The organism is Candidatus Bathyarchaeota archaeon, assembly GCA_030739585.1.
GTDB lineage: Archaea > Thermoproteota > Bathyarchaeia > TCS64 > TCS64.
Map to the genome: position 1 here is coordinate 1 of JASLYX010000005.1, position 22608 is coordinate 22608.

Genomic DNA, 22608 nt, shown 5'->3' on the forward strand with positions numbered 1-22608 from the left:
GGCATCCCCCTCGGTTCGAAGTTGCATATGATAGAGCTTGACCCATGGAGCCCCTGGGGTCATATGCTGGGAGCTCAAGACCTTTAACCGCCATGGCACACTCCTCTGCCCCCTGCTTTCTTGCGAATCTAACCGAACCCTCTGCAAGATCCATTCCTATGCCCTCTCTAAATGCAATCTTCCTGATAAGGGGCTGAAGTACATTAGCGTCCCCAAACCCAATCTTGCCCTCCAAAAAGCCCCGCTCTGATATCTCCATTGCACACGAGATTGTGGCACCTGTAGAAATCGTGTCAAGGCCCAGCAAGTTGCATTCATAGTTGGCCTCAGTTATGGCCTCCAGGTCAAAGATCCCGCACTGCGCACCCAACGCCCAGACAGACTCATATTCTGGTCCCTTGCCAGATCGCCCCGCTGTCTTTGTAACCCGACCACAGGAGATAGGACAATTAAAACAAGCTTCAGGCTTTACGAAGATATTCTCCTTTATACGTTCCCCGGAGATGTTTTCAGCTCTAACGTCGCAGCCTGACTGATTGTTCTTAATCGGGAATAGGCCAAACTCATTGATGATGTTTACTAGCACAGACGTGCCGAACAATCGTAGTGCCTGGCCAGTGATAGGGCCTTGCACAATCTTCCGGAACGCTGATTCAATATAACGTTGGAAACTTTCAGGCTTCGAAACCTCTGCCAACTTGGTTCCTCGCTCTACGACCATCGCCTTGAGGTTCTTGGATCCCCAGACTGCCCCTACGCCGCCCCTCCCAAAAGCCCGATGCTCATCATTCATTATTGAGCTGATTTTGACTAAATTCTCCCCCGCCGGACCGATAGCCAGAACACTTATGCTGTCCCCCTCAGTCGCCCTTAACGCATTGGAGGTCTCTGAGATATCCTTCCCCCAAAGGGTGTCAGCACCCCTCAGCTCAGCCTCATCCGTAGAGATCTTCAGAAAAACAGGGTCCTTAGATCTCCCTGTTATCCAGACGCCATCGAAGCCACAACGCTTTAACTTCACCCCCCAATTCCCCCCGGAGTTCGAGTCGAATATCGTTTCCGTCAAAGGCGAACGAGTAACCAAGGAGAAACGTCCACTGGTAGGAGCCCGACTACCCGTCAGAGGTCCGGTAGCTATGATGGTACTATTATCGGGGCCAATCGGGTCGACGCCCTTTGGATGAGAATCAACAAAGAGCTTAACGCCCACTCCTGTTCCTCCAATATAGTTCTGGGTCAACTCAGCATCTAATCTTTCGACGCCAATTTTTCCTAAGGTGAGATCGACTTTGAGTAGATTAAATCCAGTCTCAGAGCTTGCGTCCATGTTTCACCTACTGATTCTACTTTAAAATAATAAAACTGTTGAATGATCTGAAGCAATACACACCTTAGATAAAGCTAGGCTTTTCAGAAGATTGGTCCGCTCTATTTGAATCATTTGCGAATACCCAACATCTGAAACTATCCGATTTTATTTAAAAAGAGAAAAAACGGTAGGAAAAATCTTACCTTATGCAAGCCAGTGCCTCTTCAAGAGAGACTCTGATCTTAGCCGCGGATTCGTCGTTGATCCCATCGGAGTCGACCAGCCCATCTAGGTCTTCAAAGCAGCCCTCTCCGATCCCGATGAGCTCGCTGATCCCATCAGATTCCATCACTCTCTTGATGTCTTCAAGATAGTAACTCTCCGCCTGTTTCTTACCTACCTCGTCCTTATACTGATTGATGTCCCACTGGAATCCTGGTGCCTTTGCCGCATACTCCTCCTTAGAGACGTCCTCGATTGTCTTCCTAATAACCAACTCCTCGAGGCCCTCCTTCGCCTTCTTAAGTGCCTTCTCCATAGAGCCTAAGTCGTACCTAACCCTCTCTAGCATCTCGCTCCGACTGTTCATGAGGAGCTCCCCTCGGGTCAGATAGCTATCGAAGAGCTTACTGAATATCTCAGACTTTACGCCGCCGGTCCTCAGGAGATCAACCAGTTTGATCTTCATCGAGATGTTCTTTGCCAGATTTTCCATAACCTCTTTGACCACAGGGTCCGGCTCGTACTCTAGCACCGTCACCAGCTCAGCCTCATCGTTTTCTACTATAGGCACTAAGACCTCCTCATCTTCTACAGCTTTGTTCTCTTCAGTTACCCCAATGGTCTCGACAACTGGATCTTCGACCTCCACACTCAAATCGACAATTGGCTCCCTTGCAGCCTCATATTCTACTTGCGGGGTGGAAAGAAGCTCAATATATTCAGGCACCACTGGGCCTTCCTCAACGGAGGTAATATTCTCATCTGCCGGATCAACCGTTATAATGACATCCTCATTGACCACTGTTGGAATCATAGTCTCAGGAATGACCTCGACGTTCTCCTCAGGTGTAACCATGGCTTTAACGAACTCTGGAACAATTTCACTGACATCCTCATTGACCACTGTTGGAATCATAGTCTTAGGAGCGACCTCTACTATCTCATCCGATGTAACCATGGTTTCAATTGACTCCGTAGGCTCAGGGTCAATCTCCACAACCTCATCAACGGCCTCATTTTCAACGACAGCAACGTGCTCTGAAGAGTCCTTCTCCACCGCCGGCTCGCTTTCTACGTTGACCTTATACAGTGGATAACCACAGTTCAGACAATAGAGCGTCTTTGGAACCTCTTCCTTACAGTTAGGACAGAGAAGAACCTCTGGATGTAGATCTGTTTGCAAACAATACCCTCCATTCAAATAATACTGACTGCCTAGAAAATACTCCGAAGGTTCATTTATTAGTTATACACTATCCTTTTACACAAAGAGCTCAAAATCAATACACTTCTTACATAGAAATTAACATAACCTATTAAAAAATCATTATCCCTCATAAAACAATCCCCCAAAAAACACAAAAACCATCAAAACAATTATCACACTTTAAAGAGAAAAAACAAAAAGGACCATTACGAATAATCAATGAAAAAACCCCATACCGCGAGAAACATCCCTACCCGTTAATTTCAAACACTCACTGAACCCATTCGCGCGCGACGGGAATCAGAATACAATCCTATCCTTATGCGAATACACATTAAACCTACGCCCCCGGATGAACCCCACTAACGTGATCCCTGCAGACTCTGCAATCCTGATACCAGACTCCAATGGACCAGACACTGAAGCAATCACTGGTATCCCCATCCTCGTAGCTTTCAACACAATCTCCCCAGATAGCCTCCCAGACGAGACCAACACACAGCTCCGGAAATCCAAGCCCCCGATGACTCCTGCGCCAACCACTTTATCCACAGCATTATGCCTCCCCACATCCTCACTGAAATAAAGCGGATCTCCCTCCAACGAGAATAGCATCGCAGAATGAGTCCCCCCCGTTTTTTTGTACGTTCCGCTTCTCAAGTTGAGCTCTCGCGCCATGAGCCAGATGCCCTCAGCGCCGATCGTCCCCTTCATTGAGGCCGCTGAGAGTCCTAATCCCCTGAGCTTGCTGGGGGAAACCGCGGCCCCACAAGCCGTCGTGATGAGATCAACCTTCCCCATTGTCAGACGCTTGAGGTCCACCTCTTCCCTTAGCTCCACGTAGACTTTTAAGGGTAAGACCTCCACACTAACCAGTTCATCCGTTGATTCGATGATACCCTCCCCCAGGAGATGTCCCACCACCAGCTCCTCTATCATTACGGGGCTAGCCAGCAACGTCCTGAACAGCTCGCCATTGATGAAGATGCAGATAGCTGCATCCGCAGCTATCCTGTCTTCCCTATCCAGAATCTCCCCAGAATCCAACTCAAAACGGCGTATCTTTATCTTGATAGACGATATAGCGTCAACCCCTCTATCTAATGAGGTCTCCCCTAAAAGAGCAGTCACCCGCGCCTAATAATGCCAAGAGACTTTTCAATTAGCTTCATCTTTGCGTCCATCTCACAGATTATGAACTTGTCGATCATCTCTTTAGTAAGCCACCCCCTCTTGGTAACCCAATCAATCATCCTCGCGTTCTTGAATACAACATCACTCATCTTCCGTATCCTCAACGAGTTCTCAAGGGTTTCTCCCATCTCGACTCTCCAAGCTCCATCGAATGCAGAGAGCGATTCCCCCTCAAGAATATGGGAAGCCACCACCTGTCCTGCAATGCTCCCGATCACCAATCCAGTCGGGATTCCCCCACCCACAGTCGGAACGGTATGTCCTCCCGCATCCCCAACCGCGAGTACGTTCCCGACCACCATTTCCGAGATAGGACCACCCACAGGGATACATCCCGCCTTAACCGCCATAGGTTTAGCCCTCCTAAGTTTTGGTGACGCAACAGGATGCTTATCTACTAACCTTCTCTGATAATCTCGGACGTTCAGTCCCCTCTTAACAAAAGGTATCCGAACACCCGTACCTACATTAGCAACATCAGGACCCTTTGGGATAATCCATGCATAAGTCCCGGGTGCGACATCCTCTCCAACATACATATCTACATAATCAGGATCATGTTCGACGTTAACCATCTCATACTGAAATCCGACACCATAATCCATTGGGTTATTTGACAATGGGAGTCCGGCTCTACGGGCCACCAATGAATATGCTCCATCAGCTGCCACGACAACCTTTGACTCTAGCTCGACGAGGCCCGATAGAGTCTTTGCCCTTATCCCTCGTCCCTTTTTGAGTAAGTCTACGACTTTTACAGATGTTGCCACATCCGCCCCTGCCCTCGCCGCCTCATTAGCAAGGTGTTTATCAAAGAGCTTTCTCTCGATCACCACGCCCTCAAACTCGACGCAGATCTCCTTTCTATTTGGGAAAATAAATCTAACATACCTAGTTCGGTTAACAATCACATCCTGAGGCGGATCGAAATATTTGTCTAGATTCTTTGCATCCGGAGTCAGGCGGCGCATCTCATTCAGGGAAGGCACAAACTCCCCACATTTATCTGGTACACCGATCTCCAGTTCTCTCTCTACTAATAAGACATCCAATCCTTTTTCTGCCGCCCCTCTGGCCACAGAGGACCCTGCGGGCCCAGCACCGACCACAATAACATCATACAAGAGCAAAAACCTCCTAACAATCCCCTAATCAACAAACCGCAATTGTCCAGGATGTGGAGTCAAAGGATGACCTCCAGCCTACTTTCAGGGATGAAACTTAAGTAGTATTGATCCATGAGCTGAATGAGAGAGCTTTTGGAATTACCGTCATCTAAACCATCAAGACATTTTATGGCCTCTTTTGCGTAGTCCCTCATCCTATCCATAGATCTTTTGAGCGCCCCCGACTCCTTGTAGATGCGTCGGATCTCCTCGATATCTGCTGACTCATTTTCCCCGAGGTACGGCATCATCAAAGTGCTTATATCTTGCTTGGATATTTCCTCAGATTCTAGGGCGTAGATAAGTGGAAGGGATATGTCTCCATTTAGAAGATCGATCCTCGGCAGATCGCCCTGTTCTACCTCTGCGTATATACCACGGATGTCATCCCTTATCTGATAAGCGTCCCCGAAGTTTCTCCCAAATTCACTGAGTGCCTCATGTTCAACCAATATATCTGTGGAGACAATACCCCCTAGAGCCGCAGCACACTCAAACAAGCTTCCGCTCTTGAGATAGTTGATTTTTAGGTATGTGCTTTCAGCTACCTTTTCCCTCCTGAAGAAGGTTTGGAGGGCCACTCCTTGAACCATTTTGAGGGCGGTCTCTGCGAGCATATGGACCACTTTTAGATTGCCCGTCATACTAGCATATCTTAAACCCAGGCTGAGAAGAGCGTCTCCCGTGAGGACGGCTCTATTAGTGTCGTACTTCATCTGGACCGAGGGGGTGCCCCGCCTGAAAAGGTCCGCATCAATGATATCGTCATGAACCAAAGTGCCGTTATGAATCAACTCAAGGGCGAGGAATGCTTCTCTAGTATCCCTGTAGTCGCCTCCCACGGCTTCAGCGCATAGCATGCATAATATAGGCCGCAGCCGTTTTCCGCCTCCAGTGATAGAATATCTGGAGGGGTCAGCGAGGATTGGATGTATATTTGACAGGTCAAGATCCAGAATTGACTGGTTAACAAATTCTACCTTGTGTCTCAGATCTTCATCGAAATCAAACAAAGTAAATCCCCGGTTCTATTGGTTTTTTCTAAGTCCGTAATTATCCGGCATCCTATCTATTTTAACTTAAGGGTTCGTCGGGGGGGATTTATTCTAATCTTTTTTATTTTGTCCTTAATCCGTTTTTTTATCATGTATCTTTTACCAAATATAGATCTTTGGATATTCCTTACGGAATAATTCTGAAAGGAAATAATTAAATAATGGAATACTGTCTCCCTTGGTATCAAAAGGGGGTATAAACACTCAAAAATTACGTAAAGGGCCTCATCTGCCGGGAATGCGGCGCTGAGTACCCTCAGATTCTAATACACGCTTGCAAGAAATGTTTTGGGCCTCTCGAAGTCTCTTATGATTTTGAAGCAATTAAGATCACCCGGGAAATGATAGCAGCAAGGGATAGGAATCTCTGGAGATATTATGAGTTACTGCCTATCCTAGACAAGTTATCTATCGTCGATATCGGCACGGGATTCTCGACGCTCCATAGATGTGATAATTTAGCCGGTTTGTTAGGGCTGAAAAATATATATGTAAAAGATGATACAGTTAATCCCACTAATTCCTTTAAAGACCGCCCCTCTTCGGTAGCTATCTCTAAAGCGAGAGAATTTGGTGTGGAGGCTGTTGGCTGCCCCTCAACCGGTAATCTGGCCGCTGCAGTAGCTGCTCATGCCGCAAAAGCTGGACTTCCTTGTTACGTCTTCGTTCCAGGAAACACTGAGTCAAACAAGATACTCCAAGCAGCTACTTATGGGGCAAATATCGTGGCTGTAGCTGGGACTTATGATGAGGCAAATCGACTTGCGGCTCAGGTAGCTGAGGAGAGGGGCTGGGCTTTTGCAAATATCAATTTGAGACCTTATTATGTAGAGGGTTCCAAGACCATTGCCTTTGAGGTCTGTGAACAGCTAGGTTGGAGGGCTCCGGATAGCATTATCGTTCCCCTGGGGAGCGGGGCTCTTATGCTTGCGATTAAGCGGGGTTTTGACCAGTTCATGAGGCTGGGACTCATAGAAGAGAAGCGTATCAGGCTTATAGGGGCGCAGGGAGAGGGTTGTGCGCCTATCGTGGATGCGTTCAAGGCGGGTGATGAGGAAATAACTCCGATTGAACACCCAGATACGGTGGCTAAGAGTCTTGCCATAGGAGACCCGGGGGACGGCTATTATGTTCTCAAAGCTATAAGGGAGTCTGGTGGGACGGCCGAGTCAGCCAGTGACGATGAAATTCTAGATGCCATCGATCTCCTTGCATCAACTGAAGGCGTTTTCTCGGAGCCTGCGGGGGGTGTTACGATAGCGGTGTTACAGAAGCTGGTCGCATCCGGTGTGATCAGTGAGGATGAAATCATAGTCTGCTGCGTGACGGGTAATGGATTCAAGTCTGCTGATACCCTTCAAGGCAGGCTAGTGTTCCCCGCAGTGATCCCTCCGTCTCTCAAGGCTTTCCAAGAATCCCATGGGGGGAACGACTAATAGTAGGTGTATCCGTAGAGCTCGCAGGGGAATTGACTCGTATAGCTGGGGAGAAGCGGGTTCTTGTGGAGGCCTGTTTACTGGGTCAGGTGTTAGATACGCTGGCTTCAGGACATGGTGAGGAGTTTAGGGTCCGTTTATTCGATAGTGGAGGGCAACCTAGGCGTTTCATAAATATCTATGTAAATGGGCGAGACTATCGTTTCCTGGATAAGCTAGACACCGTGCTCCATGAGGGTGATGTCGTTGCTCTTCTCCCGGCCGTGAGTGGGGGATAATCCCAGGAATTTTTTTACTTTTAAGTTCTTGATTTGTAAATGTTAAGGATGTATCCAGTGACCTTACGGGGTGAGATAATTGGCTAGGTTCAATATACCGGGGTTCTTAGATGCAGAGATAGAATATTACTCTAGGCAGATCGTTCTTGATAGCATCGGACTTTCGGGGCAAAGGAAACTGAAGAATGCAAAGGTCTGTGTTATTGGCTTGGGTGGGCTAGGGAGCCCCATCGTAATCAAGTTGGCGACAATGGGAGTAGGCCATCTCAGGGTTGTAGACCGAGATATTGTAGCGGCGTCTAATCTTCAGAGGCAGCATCTCTACGGAATGGAAATGTTAGGATATCCCAAGGTGGAGGCGGCTGCTATGAGGGTTAGTGGTCTTAATCCCCACATCGAGGTTGAGCCGATCCCCATGAGTGTGACACCAGGAAATGCAGAGTGGATTGTTAATGGGATGGATGTTGTTGTAGACGGGCTGGACATGATGACTCCACGATACGCTTTGAACCGGGCCTGCGTTAAGTTGGATATCCCTTTTGTGTTTGGTGCGGCTATTACAAATGTTGGAAGTACTTCCACAATTGTTCCCAGAAAGACTCCATGCGTTGAGTGTTTCCAGGGGGGAATCGATGACGATGATTTGCCTACCTGTGCAGTTGCAGGAGTGCATCCGTCGATCCTCAACATCATAGCGAGTATCCAAGTATCTGAAACAGTGAGGTTAATTATGGGGAGGAAACCGAATTTAGCCGGCGCTATAATGTACTGTGATCTGGAAGACCTGTCATTTGAGAGAATTGAACTTGCAAGGGTTTCTTCCTGCCCCGTTTGTGGGTCAAATCCCACCTCTGAACCTGTTCCCCTTAAAAACAACTCATTAGAGGAGATCTGTGGCCGGGATGGGAAACGGGTTTTTGTTTTCTCTCCTGACGAGGACCTATGTATCGATCTGACATCCTTGAATGCAAAGTTAGAGTTATTGAATTTCCATATTACCGTGAAAGCCAAGTTTGGAACGAGTTTTGTAAAAGGGGCGTTGAAGGGGAGCGTGTTGAGCAGCGGGGTGACGGTAATCGAGGGCGTTAACGGGCCCGAGGTTGCAAGAAGGATCAGATCCGAAATCCTATCTATCTAGCCTTTTTCATGGCTGATAGAATAATTAAACCTCCTAGTGCCATTTTATTGCTTTCTGTTGGTCCAACCAAGTTTTCTATGAGGCGTTGGAGATCTTTATTGATTGGGAGGAGCTGATAGGTTTGAAAAAGGATACTCCACGGGTTTTTGTATCCGTGTCTCGTGGCTAAACCCGCGATGAGTGGAACGATATATTTTATGTATAAAGAGAATACTTGCTGAATTATGGGGTTGTCTGGTTTGCCTATGTCAATTATGGTGAGTGACCCCTTGTTTTTTAGGATTCTCCCTATTTCCTCATACATTGTAGGTTTATCTTTTGAGTCTCGCAGGGCATATGATGCCGTAACACATTTCGTGGAGCTGGATCTAATTGGGAGGCGCTCGAATATGCCTCGTATATGATGTGAGCGGTCTTTATATTCGCCCTTTCTAGCGTGTGCGATCATCTTCCGAGAGTAGTCAAGGCAGATGATCTGGCCATCAACGACAGAGTCAAGCATCTTAGTAAAGTTGCCGGGGCCTGATCCTAGTTCAAGGACTACCCCGTTTTGTGGGCCCATTTTTTTAAGGCCTTTGAGCCTGGCTTTGTCATCTTGAAAAAGTGAGATGAGGTGGTTCACTCTGATATAGTCATCGATGATTGCTTCAAGGGCTTCTTCTACCTCGTACCAGATGGACATATCTCCAGGTTCTTCTCTTGTTATTAGCTGATAAGGTTCTCGAGTGTCTCATTTGGATGTACGGGGTCTGTTGAGGTAGAATCTAGGAACGCCTTTTAGCTTGATCCGGCTATGTGAATCCTCAAAATCTGTCTTTTTATGTTGCCTGAAAATTGATCCGTTTTCGACTATGTGAGGCGTTTGAAAAAGGATTTTTCTCTATATATTTTTTGCACCAAACTCTTTTCTTTATTCTACCCTAATCCATATAAGTGCAGTGAATGGTAGGTAGCGCTTTATTAAAGAAGGAAAAGCTGAAAGATGCGTATAATGAGCTATCGTCCAGCTTCGATGAAGTTGCAGGCCCATCTATGATTAGGTTCACTCGCCTCCTCCTGAGGGAAATCAATATACCGGAAAAACCTGTGTGCTTAGATGTAGGATGTGGTACAGGAATCTCGACTTTTGAACTAGCAAAGAAAATTCAAGACGGCGGAAACATCTACGGAATCGACTTTTCAAAGCTCATGATAGTTCAGGCGAAGAATAATGCGGAGAGGCTGGGTCTCGTCGACATCAAATTTTCTACGGGAGACGCCGAGCAACTAGATTTTCCTGACTCAATGTTTGATCTTGTCCTTTCAAATCAGACCCTACCCTTTATTCCCAACAAGCAGAAAGCATTAACGGAAATGCACCGAGTACTGAAGCCCGGAGGAGAAGCTGCATTACTATTTTATGGAGGCTCTGTATACAGGGAGATTCTGAAAATAGCAATGGAGGTCGCAAGCCGCCATCCTGAATATCCCACGTTCATGGAGGCGGTGGTTGAGTTCCGTAACGAACTCATCCAGCTCGAGGATGCTGTTGATCTCTTTGAATCTGCTGGTTTCAAAGACCATATGATATACGGTAGAGACCAAATTCTATTTGTTGATCCATCATTCTGGATGAAGAAAGGAATGTTGTGGGATATGTGGAACTCTGGACTGCCAAAAGATGCAGTCAATAGCATTCAAGATGAGTTGATGGCTGAGTGCAGGAAATTATCAGGTTCTCGTGGGTTTAAACATACTACCTACAATGTTTTAGCTATCGGAGTCAAAGGGAAATAGCCCCTCATCTTTTCTCTATTCTTCAATTAATTCTGATTCTGAGTGGTTTCAAGAAAAAAGGAAATGTAGTTCAAGATCGGGTGCGAGATACGGGCGCATTGTCGTTCCTCTCCCCAAAAGTATGACTTTTTATCTATGCACAGTGCAAGACGATCCTGTAGTTCACGCCGCATAGAATCCCTGTTTTTATGCGTGGAGGATCTTTTTCCATTTACGCGCGATGATCCTCTCCCATCATTCAAATTTATTTAAGCACATTCCCCCCTCCGATCTTATTGGGCTCAAACTTGATATGGAGATGATGAAGCTCTAAGGGCTGGAATTCATATCTGAGTAATCTCCTGGTTGTATTTGTGGTATGGCCAATGTGTCTAATGGTTCCGCTCGCGCTGGTTCTTTTTTTCTTCGTTTTATAAGCCGTAAACTTGTACTTTGATGGAAATGATGGTAATTTGGTTGGGGTGAACTCAAGAAATCCAATTTCAAGGGGTCGTCTCATGTTACTTCTCTTAGGCGGTGTCCTCATGGGTGCCCTATCCTATCCTCTGTTAACCCAGACCGATGAACCTGCTCCGGAGTACGCCTATACCCTCGAAAACACGTTCCCACACGATCCAGAAGCGTTCACCCAAGGCCTCGTGTTTTACGGAGGACGCATCTACGAGGGAACTGGGCTCCGGGGCCATTCCTCAGTACGTATTGTGGAACTTGAGACTGGGGAAATAACTAGGATCCACAAAATGTCCCCCTTTTTCTTCGGTGAGGGTATAACCGTCCACGGGGGCCGGCTCATCCAAATTACTTTGCAGTCCCGAGTAGGCTTCATCTATGACATTAGTAGCCTTGATGTTTTAGGCAGTTTCAAGATAATCTCAGACGGATGGGGTATCACCAGCGACGGCTCTAGCCTTATTCTAAGCGATGGGACCGCCACACTACGTTTCCTCGATCCAGAGACATTCCAGGTAATCCAAACCGTAAAGGTTCAAGACGGCAATAAAGCGGTCACGAAGATAAATGAACTGGAATACATTGACGGGCAGATATTCGCAAACATCTGGCAGACAGACATGATCGCCAGAATCGACCCCCTAAGCGGCTCTGTCCTGGGATGGATCGATCTAGGCTTGCTTAAAGAATTCATCGGTAACGAGACCTCTATCGATGTCCTAAATGGGATAGCCTACGATAGGGAGACGGGACACCTATTCCTCACGGGGAAGTTCTGGCCCCTACTGTTCGAGATTAAGCTCAAGTCATCGAGGTGATCTTACCTCGCATGATAAGCATTTCGTCAAGTTAAATAAACGAAAAAGTAATAGGATTTTTCCCTAGGATACTATTCACGCTTCGTCTACTTGAGGTTCTTCTTGAGTACCTTACCCACCATAGTCATGGGTAACTCGTCTCGGAACTCCACTTCCCTAATCCTCTTGTAAGGTGCTATCTTACCCCTGACAAACTCAATCATCTCCTCTTCAGTCGCCTCGGTCCCCTCCTTGAGCACCAGGAACGCCTTTGGAATCTCTCCGCTCAGATCGTCTGGCTTCCCTACTACCGTTGCGATCTTTACGGCCGGGTGTTTGTAGAGGACTTCCTCAATCTCCCTGGGATAGACGCTATAGCCCCTGAACTTTATGAGATCCTTCTTCCGGTCCACGATGAAGAAGTAGCCTTCCGGGTCCATCCGGGCAATGTCCCCCGTGTGAAGCCAACCGTTCTTCAAAACATCGGCTGTCTCCTCAGGCATGTTCCAATACCCCTTCATCACTTGGGGGCCCTTGATCACCAGCTCTCCGATGTCCCCATAGGGCAGCAGCTCTCCTGTCTTTGTGTCCATGATTCCCGCCTCGGTATCAGGCCAGGCGAAGCCGATGGAGCCAATCTTCACTGTCTCCAAGGTCGGATCTAATGGATTCGCATGAGTCACTGGCGAAGCCTCTGTTAGCCCGTATCCCTCTATCAGGACCCCTCCTGTCAGATCCATGAATTTATTCTGGATCTCCCTGGGAAGCTGCGAGGCTCCAGAGATGCAAAACTTGATGGATGAGAGGTCGTAATTTGATATATCCGGCTGGTTGATTAGGTCGGTGTAAAGAGTGGGGACGCCGCTGAAAATAGTGGCCTTATACTTCTGGATAGCACTTAGCACTTTATTGGCGTCAAACTTGGGAAACAACACCATGGTTGCCGCGGAGGCAATCGCGTTGTTCATAGTCACCGTCATACCATAGATATGATAGAGGGGGATCACGTTGATTTGGATCTCCTCTCGCTCCTGCGCCTTTAACCAGGCGTTGCACATCAGCGCGTTAGAGACTAGGTTATAGTGGGTCAGCATGGCCCCCTTAGGGACCCCCGTGGTGCCCCCGGTGAACTGGAGCAGTGCTAGGTCATCCTTTGGGTTTACCTCGACAGGCTCCGGGCTTGAGGGAGAACCCTTGATCAGATCAAGAAACTGGTGTATATTGGCACCCATCTCCACGTTATAGGTTGGAACTTTCCCTAGCAGAGAACCCAGCACTCCTCTCAAGGAGGGCATATAGTCCTTGATCTTGGTCACGATGATCCTCTCCAGCCCAAGCTCTCCCCTCACGTTCTCCACAGCGGGATATAGCACGTCTAGCACCACCAAGGTTTTGGCCCCGGAGTCATAGATCTGATGGAAAACCTCCCTCTCCTTATAGAGGGGGCTAATGGGAACGACTATGGCCCCTGCCTTTAACGCACCGTAATAACTTATCACGAACTGGGGGATATTGGGGAGCAAAAGGGCCACCTTGGCCCTCCTAATTACCCCCATTTTCTGGAGGGCCGTCGCGAATCTGTCCACCTCCTCCTTGAGCTCACTATATGTGATCCTCTTATCTTGGAAGATAATGGCGATTGCATCAGGGTGCTTTTCCGCTGAATTATCTAAGAAAGTAAAAAGCGGGACCTCGGGATACTCAAGTGTGAACGGGACCCCTTCCGGCCACTTTTCAGGCTTTTCCATTAAATACCCCTTCAACCGTAGAATCTCTAAATTTTCCTATAAAGAATCATCGATTTATAACGGCGGATTAACTCAAAGACTTCAATAAGGGGTGACGGAAGAGTTAAATCGGTTCCTTCGGAGCCTCTCCAAGGTGCATAGTTCTTGAGAAAAGTTGCTGTGATCGGAGTTGGTCATTCGAAGTTCGGGGTCCGGAAGGACGTCAACCTCTCAGAGCTCACCTACGAGGCCGTCAAACCCGCCCTCGAGGACGCCACAGTATCCATACCCGACATCAACTTCGTTTCCTACGCCACCGTCGGGGGGATGTACGAGGAGTCACTCCCTGCCGTAGTCGCCGCGGAGTACAATGGATTTACAGGCGCTGGGCTGGTTCGTTGCGAGGCTGCCTGCGCATCGGGGAGCGCCGCTTTCTACACTTCTTACTTGAACGTAGCCTCTGGTATGTCGGACCTCTCCATGGCCGTTGGAATGGAAAAGATGACAGAGGTGGATACCCCTACCATGATTGAGATGATCGGACGTGCAGGCTCTTATCTCTGGGAGTTCCATAATTTCGGGATGACCTTCCCAGCCTACTATGCACTCTACGCTTCCGCCCACATGGCTAAATATGGGACCACTGAGGAGGACCTCGCCGAGGTCGCAATCAAGGCCCATAGATACGGTGCCATGAACCCCAATGCGCGGTTTCAGAGCGAGACCGACATGGACCAGGTCCTATCCTCATTCCTCGTCGCGTGGCCCCTCAAGCTATATGACTGTAGCCCCATCTGCGATGGCTCTGCCGCTGTTATCCTCGCATCAGAGGAAAAGACTAAGGAGCTGGGCATTGAGACCCCCATCTGGGTTAAAGGGGTGGGTCACTCCTCTGATACCGCGAACCTCAGTAAACGCTCCGACTTCCTAGGACTCAGAGCCAGCGTCACAGCCTCCCAGAAGGCCTATAAGATGGCCGGGATAGGTCCCGGAGACCTTGACGTAGCTAACGTTCATGACTGCTTCACTATCGCCGAGCTCCTTGCATATGAGGACCTAGGCTTAGCCGAGAGAGGCCAAGGAGCAGACCTTCTCCGGGAAGGGGAGACTGAAATTGGGGGCAGGATCCCAGTGAATGTAGACGGGGGACTTAAGGCAAAGGGTCACCCAGTCGGTGCCACCGGCTGTTCCATGATTTATGAACTCACCAAGCAGCTTAGAAACGAGGCCGATACCCGGAACCGGCAGGTCCCTCTCAATAACAACCTAGCCCTTGCCCATAACGTGGGGGGCACGGGCCATTATTGCTATGTCACGATCCTGGAGAGGTGACAAAAGTGTGGAATAGCTGGCCATCGATAAAATCCAAACCACTAAACTTAGAGTTCACTATACCCACCGACAAGATCCATAAGTTCTGGAACTATCTCGAGGCAGGGGAATTTAGGACAACACGCTGCAAGTCATGCGGTTCCCTCACATTTCCTCCCGTAGGAGACTGCCTCAAGTGCACAGACTCGGACATAGAGTGGGTGGAGCTTGATGGCAGGGGAGAAGTGGTGGCATTCACACACGTAATTGCCCGTCCCGTCTCCTTCCAGGAACATCCCCCGTACACTATCGTCATTGTGGATCTTGTTGAATGCCTCAAGGTTCTAGCTTGGATGGAGAGGAGCGAGATCACCGAGGTGAAGGTTGGAATGGACGTCCGTCTGGTGGCTGGGATGACCGTAGACGGGGAGCCTTCCTACTGGTTTGTCCCCAGATAGTCAAAAGTTTTTTTCATTGCATCTTAAAAATATCTCCCAGGATTAATCTAGGGATTAATAGGTCTGTGGCCCAGAAATATGGGCCACGGGATAAGAGCGCTTTTGGTTTTGCCCGCTTAGGGGTTACTCTATTTGACCTAGCCAAGAGGTTATTAAAAAGGCTGTGGACAGTAGAAGCTGGAGTCTCGATAAGTTCGCGGAAAAGAAGATTATACGGAGGAGGCCAAGCGTGAAAACAAAACTTGTCCATTACACCCTAGCACTTAATGTGCCCCACCGCTTTACGTTTGTAAGCTTGTCTTCAGACCCAGAAAGATGTTTTTCTTCCTCTCCATGTCTTTATACATGTAGATTATGAAGACTGCATAGGCTCCACCGATGAGGAGGCTAAGCCCCAGATTCTCTGGTCCCAATCCCTCTATTAGGTATCCTAGGGACAGGAGGAGACTCGTGAAAAGATGAGTAATTATTGTCAGGATATTTGCGGGGACGAGGTCGAAGGACTTTGAATGATACCGGGTTGCATATCCCACTGCTTTAACCGCAAAAGGGATGGTAAGGAAACCGAGCGAGGCATAAATTGGAAGAATTTGATACAACAAAGCCAATGCCAGAGCTCCATATGTCCCTATGAACATCATCATGAATCCGAAAACTGCTCTGTTCCTGCCCAGCCGTACAACTAGGGTGTCCTTTCCTACTGCCTTGTCAGCGACGTAGTCGGGGAACTCGTTAATGTAAAGGACGGCGGCGATAAGGAGCGAGACGGGGATGGATGCCACTAACGGCTCAACCGCCAGAGTCCCAGTCTGAACGTAGTAAGATCCAAGGACCATCAAGACTCCAAAGTTTAACCCGACAACAGCCTCTCCGATACCCCTGCTGGCGAGGTTCAGTGGTGGGGCCGTATAGAAGTAACCCGAGAAGACGCCTATGATGCCCAGGACAAGGATCGTATACCCGATTTTCCAGGATAGAAAAAGCCCTATGCCAGTGGCTAATGCGAAGAGGGCTAAGGCTCCGGAGAGAACTTCAAGGGGTGTTAAGAGCCCCAACTGGATCATTCGACTCCCTCCACTGAAAGGCCTGACGTACTCCCTGTTCACGTTGTCGTTGCCACTTTTATAGTCATAATAGTCATTGATCACGTTGGATCCGGCTTGGACCGCCAGTCCCCCGATTAGGGTCAAGATGAAATAGGTTAGGTTGAATGCGCCATTCCGCATCCAGGCGATGGATGCTCCTAATATGATAGGGACTATGACGGAAACTAGACTCAGGAACCTTAGTGCAGTTGTCCAGTGTCTGAGCTTACTCCTTAGCTGACTGCATTCGTTTGATTCAACCACATTCTCGCTGAATTCAAGCACCGTGGGCGGCTGTCCTTGGACGATTTCCCCAAAGATGCGGTATTTGAGCAGTAGGGGGACCACCTTGATGCAGTCTAATAGGTCCAAGCTTTCTGTCTGTTTTAGATATCCCACTACGGGGGACCTCCCTGCTAGAGCCTTGAAAGCCTCATTTTTCTCAGATCCATCTTTCAAAAGGTAGGCCTTTCCCGTTACCTCGACTTCAGCAGATTCGTTAATGTTCTCCCCTTGATTCAGAATCAAAAGGGATAACGTGGGGTTCTCAGTGATCTGGAGGGTCTTAGGGTCTCCCTTCATAGAGGCGAGATAAATGTTGAAGGATTCATCATTCCAGTAATGCATCATCCTTGACCTGATCTCAGAGCCAGCAGCCGTAGAAACAAAAGCGGTATTCACAACATCCATCGTAGATAAAATTTCATCATGATTATGTAACTCTGTCAAATCCAACACACCAGTAATTATCCACCCAAACCTGTTTAAACTAATAAACTTCGCGCATTTGGATAATGTGAGCTGATGTTAGAATTCGAATGTATGGTAGATTACTGATCGGCTCGCATACAGCATCAAATACACTGAGATCTTAGATGTCGTGAACCATCTGACTATGCACAAAGATTTGGGTTATATGTGGCTGGAGAATAAAACTAATCTGATGAAGGGGCTCGTCCCTCGGGGTAACTTGAACAAGGAAGTAACGGACGTCGTCGGCATCAACCGTCAGCCCCTTTAAAGAGGGTCGGGATGGAATAAAAATCCTCGTTTCCTAAATTATCTCTCAGAGTAGAAGGGGGGTTTCGGAGCCCACTCTCCGTAGTCCCCCTCTCTGAGTAGGGGCTTGTTTGCAGGCCACATTTTGGCGTCAAGGTAGGTGTAGCACTCGGTTCTTACCTGCTGGAGCATGTTGTGGAGCTTTGTCTTCTTCCGATAATCCCTGAGCTCGTCGACGTCGATAGTGGCTCCGATGGTCATCTGACGCCCCTTTGCTGCCTGGGCCAAGGTTCTCCCTAGGTAGTCTACAATCATGCTGAGACCGTACTTTGCCCCGTTGCAGTTTATCCCGTAGAGCATGTTCTCGATGGATCGCATTCTGTTCACTATGGTGTACCAATCATAGGGATCGAACATGAACTGCTGTGGATAGGGGGGAAATATGGTAGGCTTAAGGAGGACCTCTGCCCCGTTAAACGCGAGCTGTCGGGCAACCTCAGGAAAGAACTGATCGTAGCAGATTTGGCAGGCCAGATTTCCCAGCTCCGTTTCTACCACTGGAAACAGGGGGGCCCTGTAGTCGTCGAGAACGTCGTGGGGGCTTGTGGAGAGCTCAAGGGGGATCCAAGGGTTCACTTTGCGGTACTTGAGGATGATCCGGCCCTTAGGGTTCATAATGAAAGCTGTGTTGAAAAAGTAGTTGGGGTGTTCCGGGTCCCTCTCGTGGATTGATGCAGAGACATATGTATTATGCTTTTTCGCCTTCTCTGCGATCTTATCTGTTTCATCCCCAGGCACTAGCACAGCGGTTTTGACCCGTTCCTCCTGGCTTGAGCATTGGGTGTCGAACTCATGCCTCAAGATATTCTCCGGGAGAACAGCGAGCCTGACCGGAAGGATCTGGTCCCAGGTTTCGAGGCTCTCAAAGGTCTCTAGGACATTCTTCAGGTTTTCATTCCCCCGTTTCTTGACGTCGGGAATCTCCTCTGGGTTGATCCTCTTGAACTGGATGATCGCCGCTGTGTATCTGTCAATCAAACAAATTTACCTTCAAGATCTCCGTGAAGCAGAGGACCTCGGTGTCTATGGGTCTTATACCTCCATCATTACTTCACGCTTTACTTTGAATCCCATTTTGATTATAAATCTACGTGCTCTGCTATTCTGTTGCATCTTTATCTCAAATTCTGGCTTGGCTCCTGATGGGAGGGGCCTGGGCAATCTTCTCTTCTAGGGATAAAATATCACTAACGCATCTATATTCTCAACTGAGATCTCCCGCTGGAGCCTAAAGATCTACCTCCTATATCCTGCGCGCGGTGTTCAAACAAATGTCTAAGTGAGGGTATGCTGCTACTTGACTTTCGCGATAATACCAACTTGCTTTTCTATCCCTCCGTGAGATTACAGGACCTTGGCAATAATCTCCGCAATGTCCATGACCTTAACGGAGTGGTCAAGTCCCGACGTCAGCACCGCATCTTCCAGAGTGGATAGGCAGAAGGGACAAGCCGTTGCAATTATCTCTGCCCCCACCTCGACGGCGCCCCTTATCCTCCTCTCAGCAAGTCTTTCCCCTGGTATATCTACCAAAATCCTTCCACCCCCTCCCTCGCAGCAGAGCCCCCTCTCCCTAGATCTATCCAGCTCTAGAAAGTTCAACCCCGGCACGGCCTTCAATACTTTTCGGGGATCTTCATAGATCCCGTTTTGCCTCCCTAGGAAGCACGGGTCGTGGTAAGTAACGGTCTTTTGGAAACTTCTAGAAAACCTGAGCTTCCCTTTGTCAATAAGGGTTGCGAGGAGCTGAGTGTAGTGCTGCGCCTCAAAGCTGGGGTTGCCGTACCTATTCTTGAACATGTTGAAGCAGTGGGGGGAGGTGGTGACCATACTTTTGACGCCGCGCTCCTCAAATAGTTCGGTGTTGTCTTCAACGACCATCTCAAAGAGACCCTTCTCCCCCATCCCGTAGACGGTGTCCCCGCAGCAGGTCTCCTTATCCCCCAAGGTACCATAGTCAACCCCCGCCGAGGAGAATATACTCACAAGGGCCTTTGCTGTCTTCTGACCCCGAGGATCGTAGGCTGGGGTGCATCCTACATAGTAAAGGAACTCGGTTTCCTTCTTGAACTCAGGGACGTCAAGACTTTCCTCCCATTCGGAACGCTTTGCCCTCCCTCTACTCCAGGGGTTCCCATGCTTAAAGACACTCTCCAGTGCGTCCCTCACCGTCGATGAGACCATTCCCCCCTCTACGGCGAGCCCTCGCATCTCCAATATGACCTTATATGGGCTGAGCTCCTTAGGGCATCGGGCCTCGCAGGCGGAGCAGGTGGTGCAGCTCCAGAGGACATCCTCGGGTGGGATCTCAACTCTCCTGTTGAGATTAATCTCCCGCATCAGCTGTCTGATGTTGAGACCCGCCTTAGCAGACACAGGACAGCTCCCTGTGCAGACCCCACATTGTATGCACTTGAAAAGCTTGAACTCATGGATGAATTTCTGGGCTTCCGCCATCTCCTCTAACTCAAGGATGACTTGATTTAATTCTTGTTGCAGGCTTTCACATGAATGTTTTATAGTGTTAGTTACCGAGACCAAAGGATAACGATGGCCGCGGAATCTAAGGTTGGGGTTTACCTCTGCGAGTGCGGGGGAAACATCAGTGATGTTGTGGACGTCGAGGAGATCCGGAACCATGTTAGGGAGTGGGACAATATCGCGGCCATAAGGAAGGATAACTACCTCTGCTCCAAGCCGGCCCAGGAAACAATTCTAGCAGACATCGAGAGGCATGGGCTTGACAGGGTCGTAGTAGCCGCCTGCACTCCCCGGATGCACCTTCATACGTTCCAAGAGGTCCTGAAGAGAGCAGGTCTCAATCCCTACCTCTTAGAGTTCTCCAATATCCGGGAGCAGTGTAGCTGGGTCCATGGACCCCACTTATCCGAGGTGGCTACCCGTAAGGCAGAGCGAATCATACGAGGGAGCTATGAGAGGAGCCTCTACCTGGATCCTCTCGAGGAAACTAGTGAAGGAGCCTCTGAGGAGGTCTTAGTAATAGGGGGGGGCATCGCCGGGATCACTGCTAGCCTCGAGCTCGAGGCGCAGGGCCGGATGGTCCACCTCGTGGAGAGAGAGCCTAGCATCGGGGGGCATGCCGCGAGACTCACCAAGGTCTTTCCTACTATGGATTGTGCTCAGTGTATTATAACCCCCAGGATCGCCGAGGTGGGAAGGAAGGCTAGAATTAACCTCCTCTCCTATTCTGAAGTGCAGTCCGTCTCAGGTCGCCCTGGGAACTACTCTGTCACCGTCCAAAGGAAGCCCCGTGGAGTAGACCCCGAGCTTTGTACAGCATGTTCTATCTGCGCCCGGGTATGCCCTGTAAAGGTCCCTAACGAGTATAACGAGGGGCGATCAGAACGACCCGCGGTATACCTTCAATTCCCTCAGGCGGTACCCTCTATATACACCATCGACTTTAACCACTGCACCAGATGCGGCTTATGCGCCGATAAATGCCCAAGTGACGCCATCCGTCTTGACGACGAGGGCGCCCTCATGACCTTCGAGGTGGGGAGCATCGTATTTGCCACGGGCTTCAGGCAATATCCCGCCGCCGACCTTGCCGAGTACGGCTACGGAGTCTATTCTGACGTCATTACGATGCTTGAGCTGGAGCGCCTCACAAATCTTACTGGACCCACCAGGGGCCGGATGACCCGGTTCAGCAACGGTGAGGATGCCACAAAGATTGCAATGGTGCTCTGCGCGGGATCCCGTGATAAAAACCGGTACATCCCCTACTGCAGCCGGATTTGCTGTATGTATAGCATTAAGCAGGCTATAATGCTCCGGGAAATGCTGGGAAAGGAGGTCTGGGTTTATTATACTGATATCCGCGCTGCAGGCAGGGGCTATGAGGAGCTCTATTGGAGGGCACAGAAGGCGGGGGTCATTTTCGTCAGGGGGAAGGCCAGCGAGGTATGGAGGAACAGCGGCTCAGGGAGGCTAGTGGTTCGAGCAGAGGATACCCTCACCGGAAGAGTCTTGGAGGAGGAGTTTGATACGATAGCCCTCGCCGTCGCGATGATCCCTCCAAAAGGTCTAGAAGAGCTCGCCCAAGCGGCCTCTATCCCTTTAGGGGAAGACGGCTTTGTCCAGGAAAAGCACCCCAAACTCGATCCCATCGAGTCCCTGAAGACCGGGATATATGCGTGCGGATGTTCCTTGGGCCCCAAGGACCTGAGGGATACAGTCACTGACAGCCTCGGAGTGGCTGCCAAAGTTGTTACCTTCCTGGGGAAAGGGAGGGTCTTTGCGAGCCCCGAGAAGGCCTACGTGGACCCGGGAACCTGCGACGGATGCGGCGATTGCGTCCCTGTCTGCCCCGTCGCCGCAATAATCCTTGAGGACAGGAAGGCTGAGATCGATCCCTTCATTTGCAACGGCTGCGGGGGGTGCGTCCCTATCTGCCCACATGAAGCCATCGACTTCAAGAACTCGACGAGGGCTCAGCTCCGGGCTACCCTTAGGGGAGGCCTGATGGATAAGGAGGAGGGAGAGTTGAGGCTCATCGCCTTTGTTGAGAAGACCATCGGGTACACTGGTGTAGACTTCCTTGGCCTCGACAGGGCCCAATATCCCGAGAGCGTAACAGTAGTCCAAGTACCTACCACCGCATTCCTTAGCATAGGCCATATCTTAGATGCCTTCTCCGCAGGAGCTGACGGGGTTATCCTTATTGAGGGAACTAAGGCCATTGACGAGGACTTCATGAAGAAGCGAATAGAAGCGTTTGGGGACGAATTAGAGGACATAGGGGTCGACGGGATGCGCCTTTATTACAGCCTCATTCAGCTCCCAGCCTACAAAAACATTGCCCGAATTTTTGAGAATCACCATTCTACTATTAAAGATCTGGGTCCTCTAAATCTAGATGAGCTTAAGGCTGTAAGATCTCGCCTTGGAATTTAGCTCTTTTATATTGAGAAAGA

The 22608-nt window shown here is 49.2% G+C and carries 18 protein-coding genes and 1 pseudogene; 9 read left to right on the forward strand and 10 right to left on the reverse strand.

Going from position 1 to position 22608, the window contains the following annotated elements; translation table 11 throughout:
• The 5 genes from QGG23_05420 to QGG23_05440 form a co-directional block, all read right to left on the reverse strand.
• Positions 1-1327, reverse strand: a 1327-nt coding sequence (locus QGG23_05420; protein MDP6048865.1) for an aldehyde ferredoxin oxidoreductase family protein, incomplete at its 3' end; no start/stop codon positions are given.
• A 181-nt stretch (positions 1328-1508) separates the two neighbouring features.
• A complete protein-coding gene (locus QGG23_05425; protein MDP6048866.1) occupies positions 1509-2714 on the reverse strand; it encodes a hypothetical protein in 1206 nt (401 codons plus the stop codon).
• Between the two features lie 324 nt (positions 2715-3038).
• Positions 3039-3869 carry a formate dehydrogenase accessory sulfurtransferase FdhD gene (gene fdhD, locus QGG23_05430; protein MDP6048867.1) on the reverse strand — a complete coding sequence of 277 codons (831 nt, stop codon included), beginning with the start codon at positions 3867-3869 and terminating at the stop codon, positions 3039-3041.
• Positions 3866-5056, reverse strand: a complete 1191-nt coding sequence (locus tag QGG23_05435) for an NAD(P)/FAD-dependent oxidoreductase (protein ID MDP6048868.1) — start codon at positions 5054-5056, stop codon at positions 3866-3868. The genes fdhD and QGG23_05435 overlap by 4 nt, the downstream gene beginning before the upstream one ends.
• A 59-nt stretch (positions 5057-5115) precedes the next feature.
• Positions 5116-6111: a polyprenyl synthetase family protein gene (locus tag QGG23_05440; GenBank protein ID MDP6048869.1), complete on the reverse strand. Its 996-nt coding sequence runs from the start codon at positions 6109-6111 to the stop codon at positions 5116-5118.
• Positions 6112-6374: 263 nt separating this feature from the next.
• Here QGG23_05440 and QGG23_05445 point away from each other — a divergent pair.
• The 3 genes and pseudogenes from QGG23_05445 to QGG23_05455 all read left to right on the forward strand — a co-directional run bounded on the left by QGG23_05445 (position 6375) and on the right by QGG23_05455 (position 9005).
• Positions 6375-7589, forward strand: a pseudogene (locus tag QGG23_05445) (threonine synthase).
• Positions 7589-7867, forward strand: coding sequence for a MoaD/ThiS family protein (locus QGG23_05450; protein MDP6048870.1), 279 nt, complete (start codon positions 7589-7591; stop codon positions 7865-7867). Before QGG23_05445 ends, QGG23_05450 begins: the two are co-directional and overlap by 1 nt.
• A 79-nt stretch (positions 7868-7946) precedes the next feature.
• Positions 7947-9005 (forward strand): HesA/MoeB/ThiF family protein, encoded by a 1059-nt coding sequence (locus tag QGG23_05455; protein ID MDP6048871.1) that lies wholly within the window; start codon positions 7947-7949, stop codon positions 9003-9005.
• Here QGG23_05455 and QGG23_05460 read toward each other — a convergent pair.
• Positions 8998-9687, reverse strand: a complete 690-nt coding sequence (locus QGG23_05460) for a class I SAM-dependent methyltransferase (protein MDP6048872.1) — start codon at positions 9685-9687, stop codon at positions 8998-9000. The two genes, QGG23_05455 and QGG23_05460, sit on opposite strands and share 8 nt — an antisense overlap.
• A gap of 260 nt (positions 9688-9947) precedes the next feature.
• Between QGG23_05460 and QGG23_05465 the strand changes: the two genes are divergently transcribed.
• On the forward strand, positions 9948-10781 hold the full coding sequence (locus QGG23_05465; GenBank protein MDP6048873.1) for a class I SAM-dependent methyltransferase: 834 nt from the start codon (positions 9948-9950) through the stop codon (positions 10779-10781).
• Between the two features lie 497 nt (positions 10782-11278).
• Positions 11279-12049 carry a glutaminyl-peptide cyclotransferase gene (locus QGG23_05470; GenBank protein ID MDP6048874.1) on the forward strand — a complete coding sequence of 257 codons (771 nt, stop codon included), beginning with the start codon at positions 11279-11281 and terminating at the stop codon, positions 12047-12049.
• A gap of 86 nt (positions 12050-12135) precedes the next feature.
• Here QGG23_05470 and QGG23_05475 read toward each other — a convergent pair whose 3' ends face one another.
• Positions 12136-13776 carry a long-chain fatty acid--CoA ligase gene (locus QGG23_05475; GenBank protein ID MDP6048875.1) on the reverse strand — a complete coding sequence of 547 codons (1641 nt, stop codon included), beginning with the start codon at positions 13774-13776 and terminating at the stop codon, positions 12136-12138.
• A 144-nt stretch (positions 13777-13920) separates the two neighbouring features.
• Here QGG23_05475 and QGG23_05480 point away from each other — a divergent pair, with 144 nt between their 5' ends.
• Together QGG23_05480 and QGG23_05485 are read left to right on the forward strand one after the other, a co-directional pair.
• Complete coding sequence (locus tag QGG23_05480; protein ID MDP6048876.1) at positions 13921-15087, forward strand: thiolase domain-containing protein; 1167 nt, start codon at positions 13921-13923, stop codon at positions 15085-15087.
• Between the two features lie 5 nt (positions 15088-15092).
• Entirely contained in the window at positions 15093-15524 is a 432-nt protein-coding gene (locus tag QGG23_05485; GenBank protein MDP6048877.1) for a Zn-ribbon domain-containing OB-fold protein, read from the forward strand.
• A gap of 281 nt (positions 15525-15805) precedes the next feature.
• Here QGG23_05485 and menA read toward each other — a convergent pair whose 3' ends face one another.
• Positions 15806-17347: a 1,4-dihydroxy-2-naphthoate octaprenyltransferase gene (menA, locus tag QGG23_05490; protein ID MDP6048878.1), complete on the reverse strand. Its 1542-nt coding sequence runs from the start codon at positions 17345-17347 to the stop codon at positions 15806-15808.
• 157 nt (positions 17348-17504) lie between these two features.
• Here menA and QGG23_05495 point away from each other — a divergent pair, with 157 nt between their 5' ends.
• Positions 17505-17630 carry a hypothetical protein gene (locus QGG23_05495; GenBank protein MDP6048879.1) on the forward strand — a complete coding sequence of 42 codons (126 nt, stop codon included), beginning with the start codon at positions 17505-17507 and terminating at the stop codon, positions 17628-17630.
• A 38-nt stretch (positions 17631-17668) separates the two neighbouring features.
• Here the strand turns inward: QGG23_05495 and QGG23_05500 are convergent, their stop codons facing one another.
• Together QGG23_05500 and QGG23_05505 are read right to left on the reverse strand one after the other, a co-directional pair.
• The gene (locus QGG23_05500) at positions 17669-18646 is read right to left on the reverse strand and encodes a nitrilase-related carbon-nitrogen hydrolase (protein ID MDP6048880.1); all 978 of its coding nucleotides are present in this window, start codon (positions 18644-18646) and stop codon (positions 17669-17671) included.
• A 366-nt stretch (positions 18647-19012) separates the two neighbouring features.
• Positions 19013-20125 (reverse strand): (Fe-S)-binding protein, encoded by a 1113-nt coding sequence (locus QGG23_05505; GenBank protein MDP6048881.1) that lies wholly within the window; start codon positions 20123-20125, stop codon positions 19013-19015.
• Positions 20126-20218: 93 nt separating this feature from the next.
• Between QGG23_05505 and QGG23_05510 the strand changes: the two genes are divergently transcribed.
• Complete coding sequence (locus QGG23_05510; protein MDP6048882.1) at positions 20219-22588, forward strand: 4Fe-4S binding protein; 2370 nt, start codon at positions 20219-20221, stop codon at positions 22586-22588.
• The last annotated feature ends 20 nt before the right edge of the window (positions 22589-22608 follow it).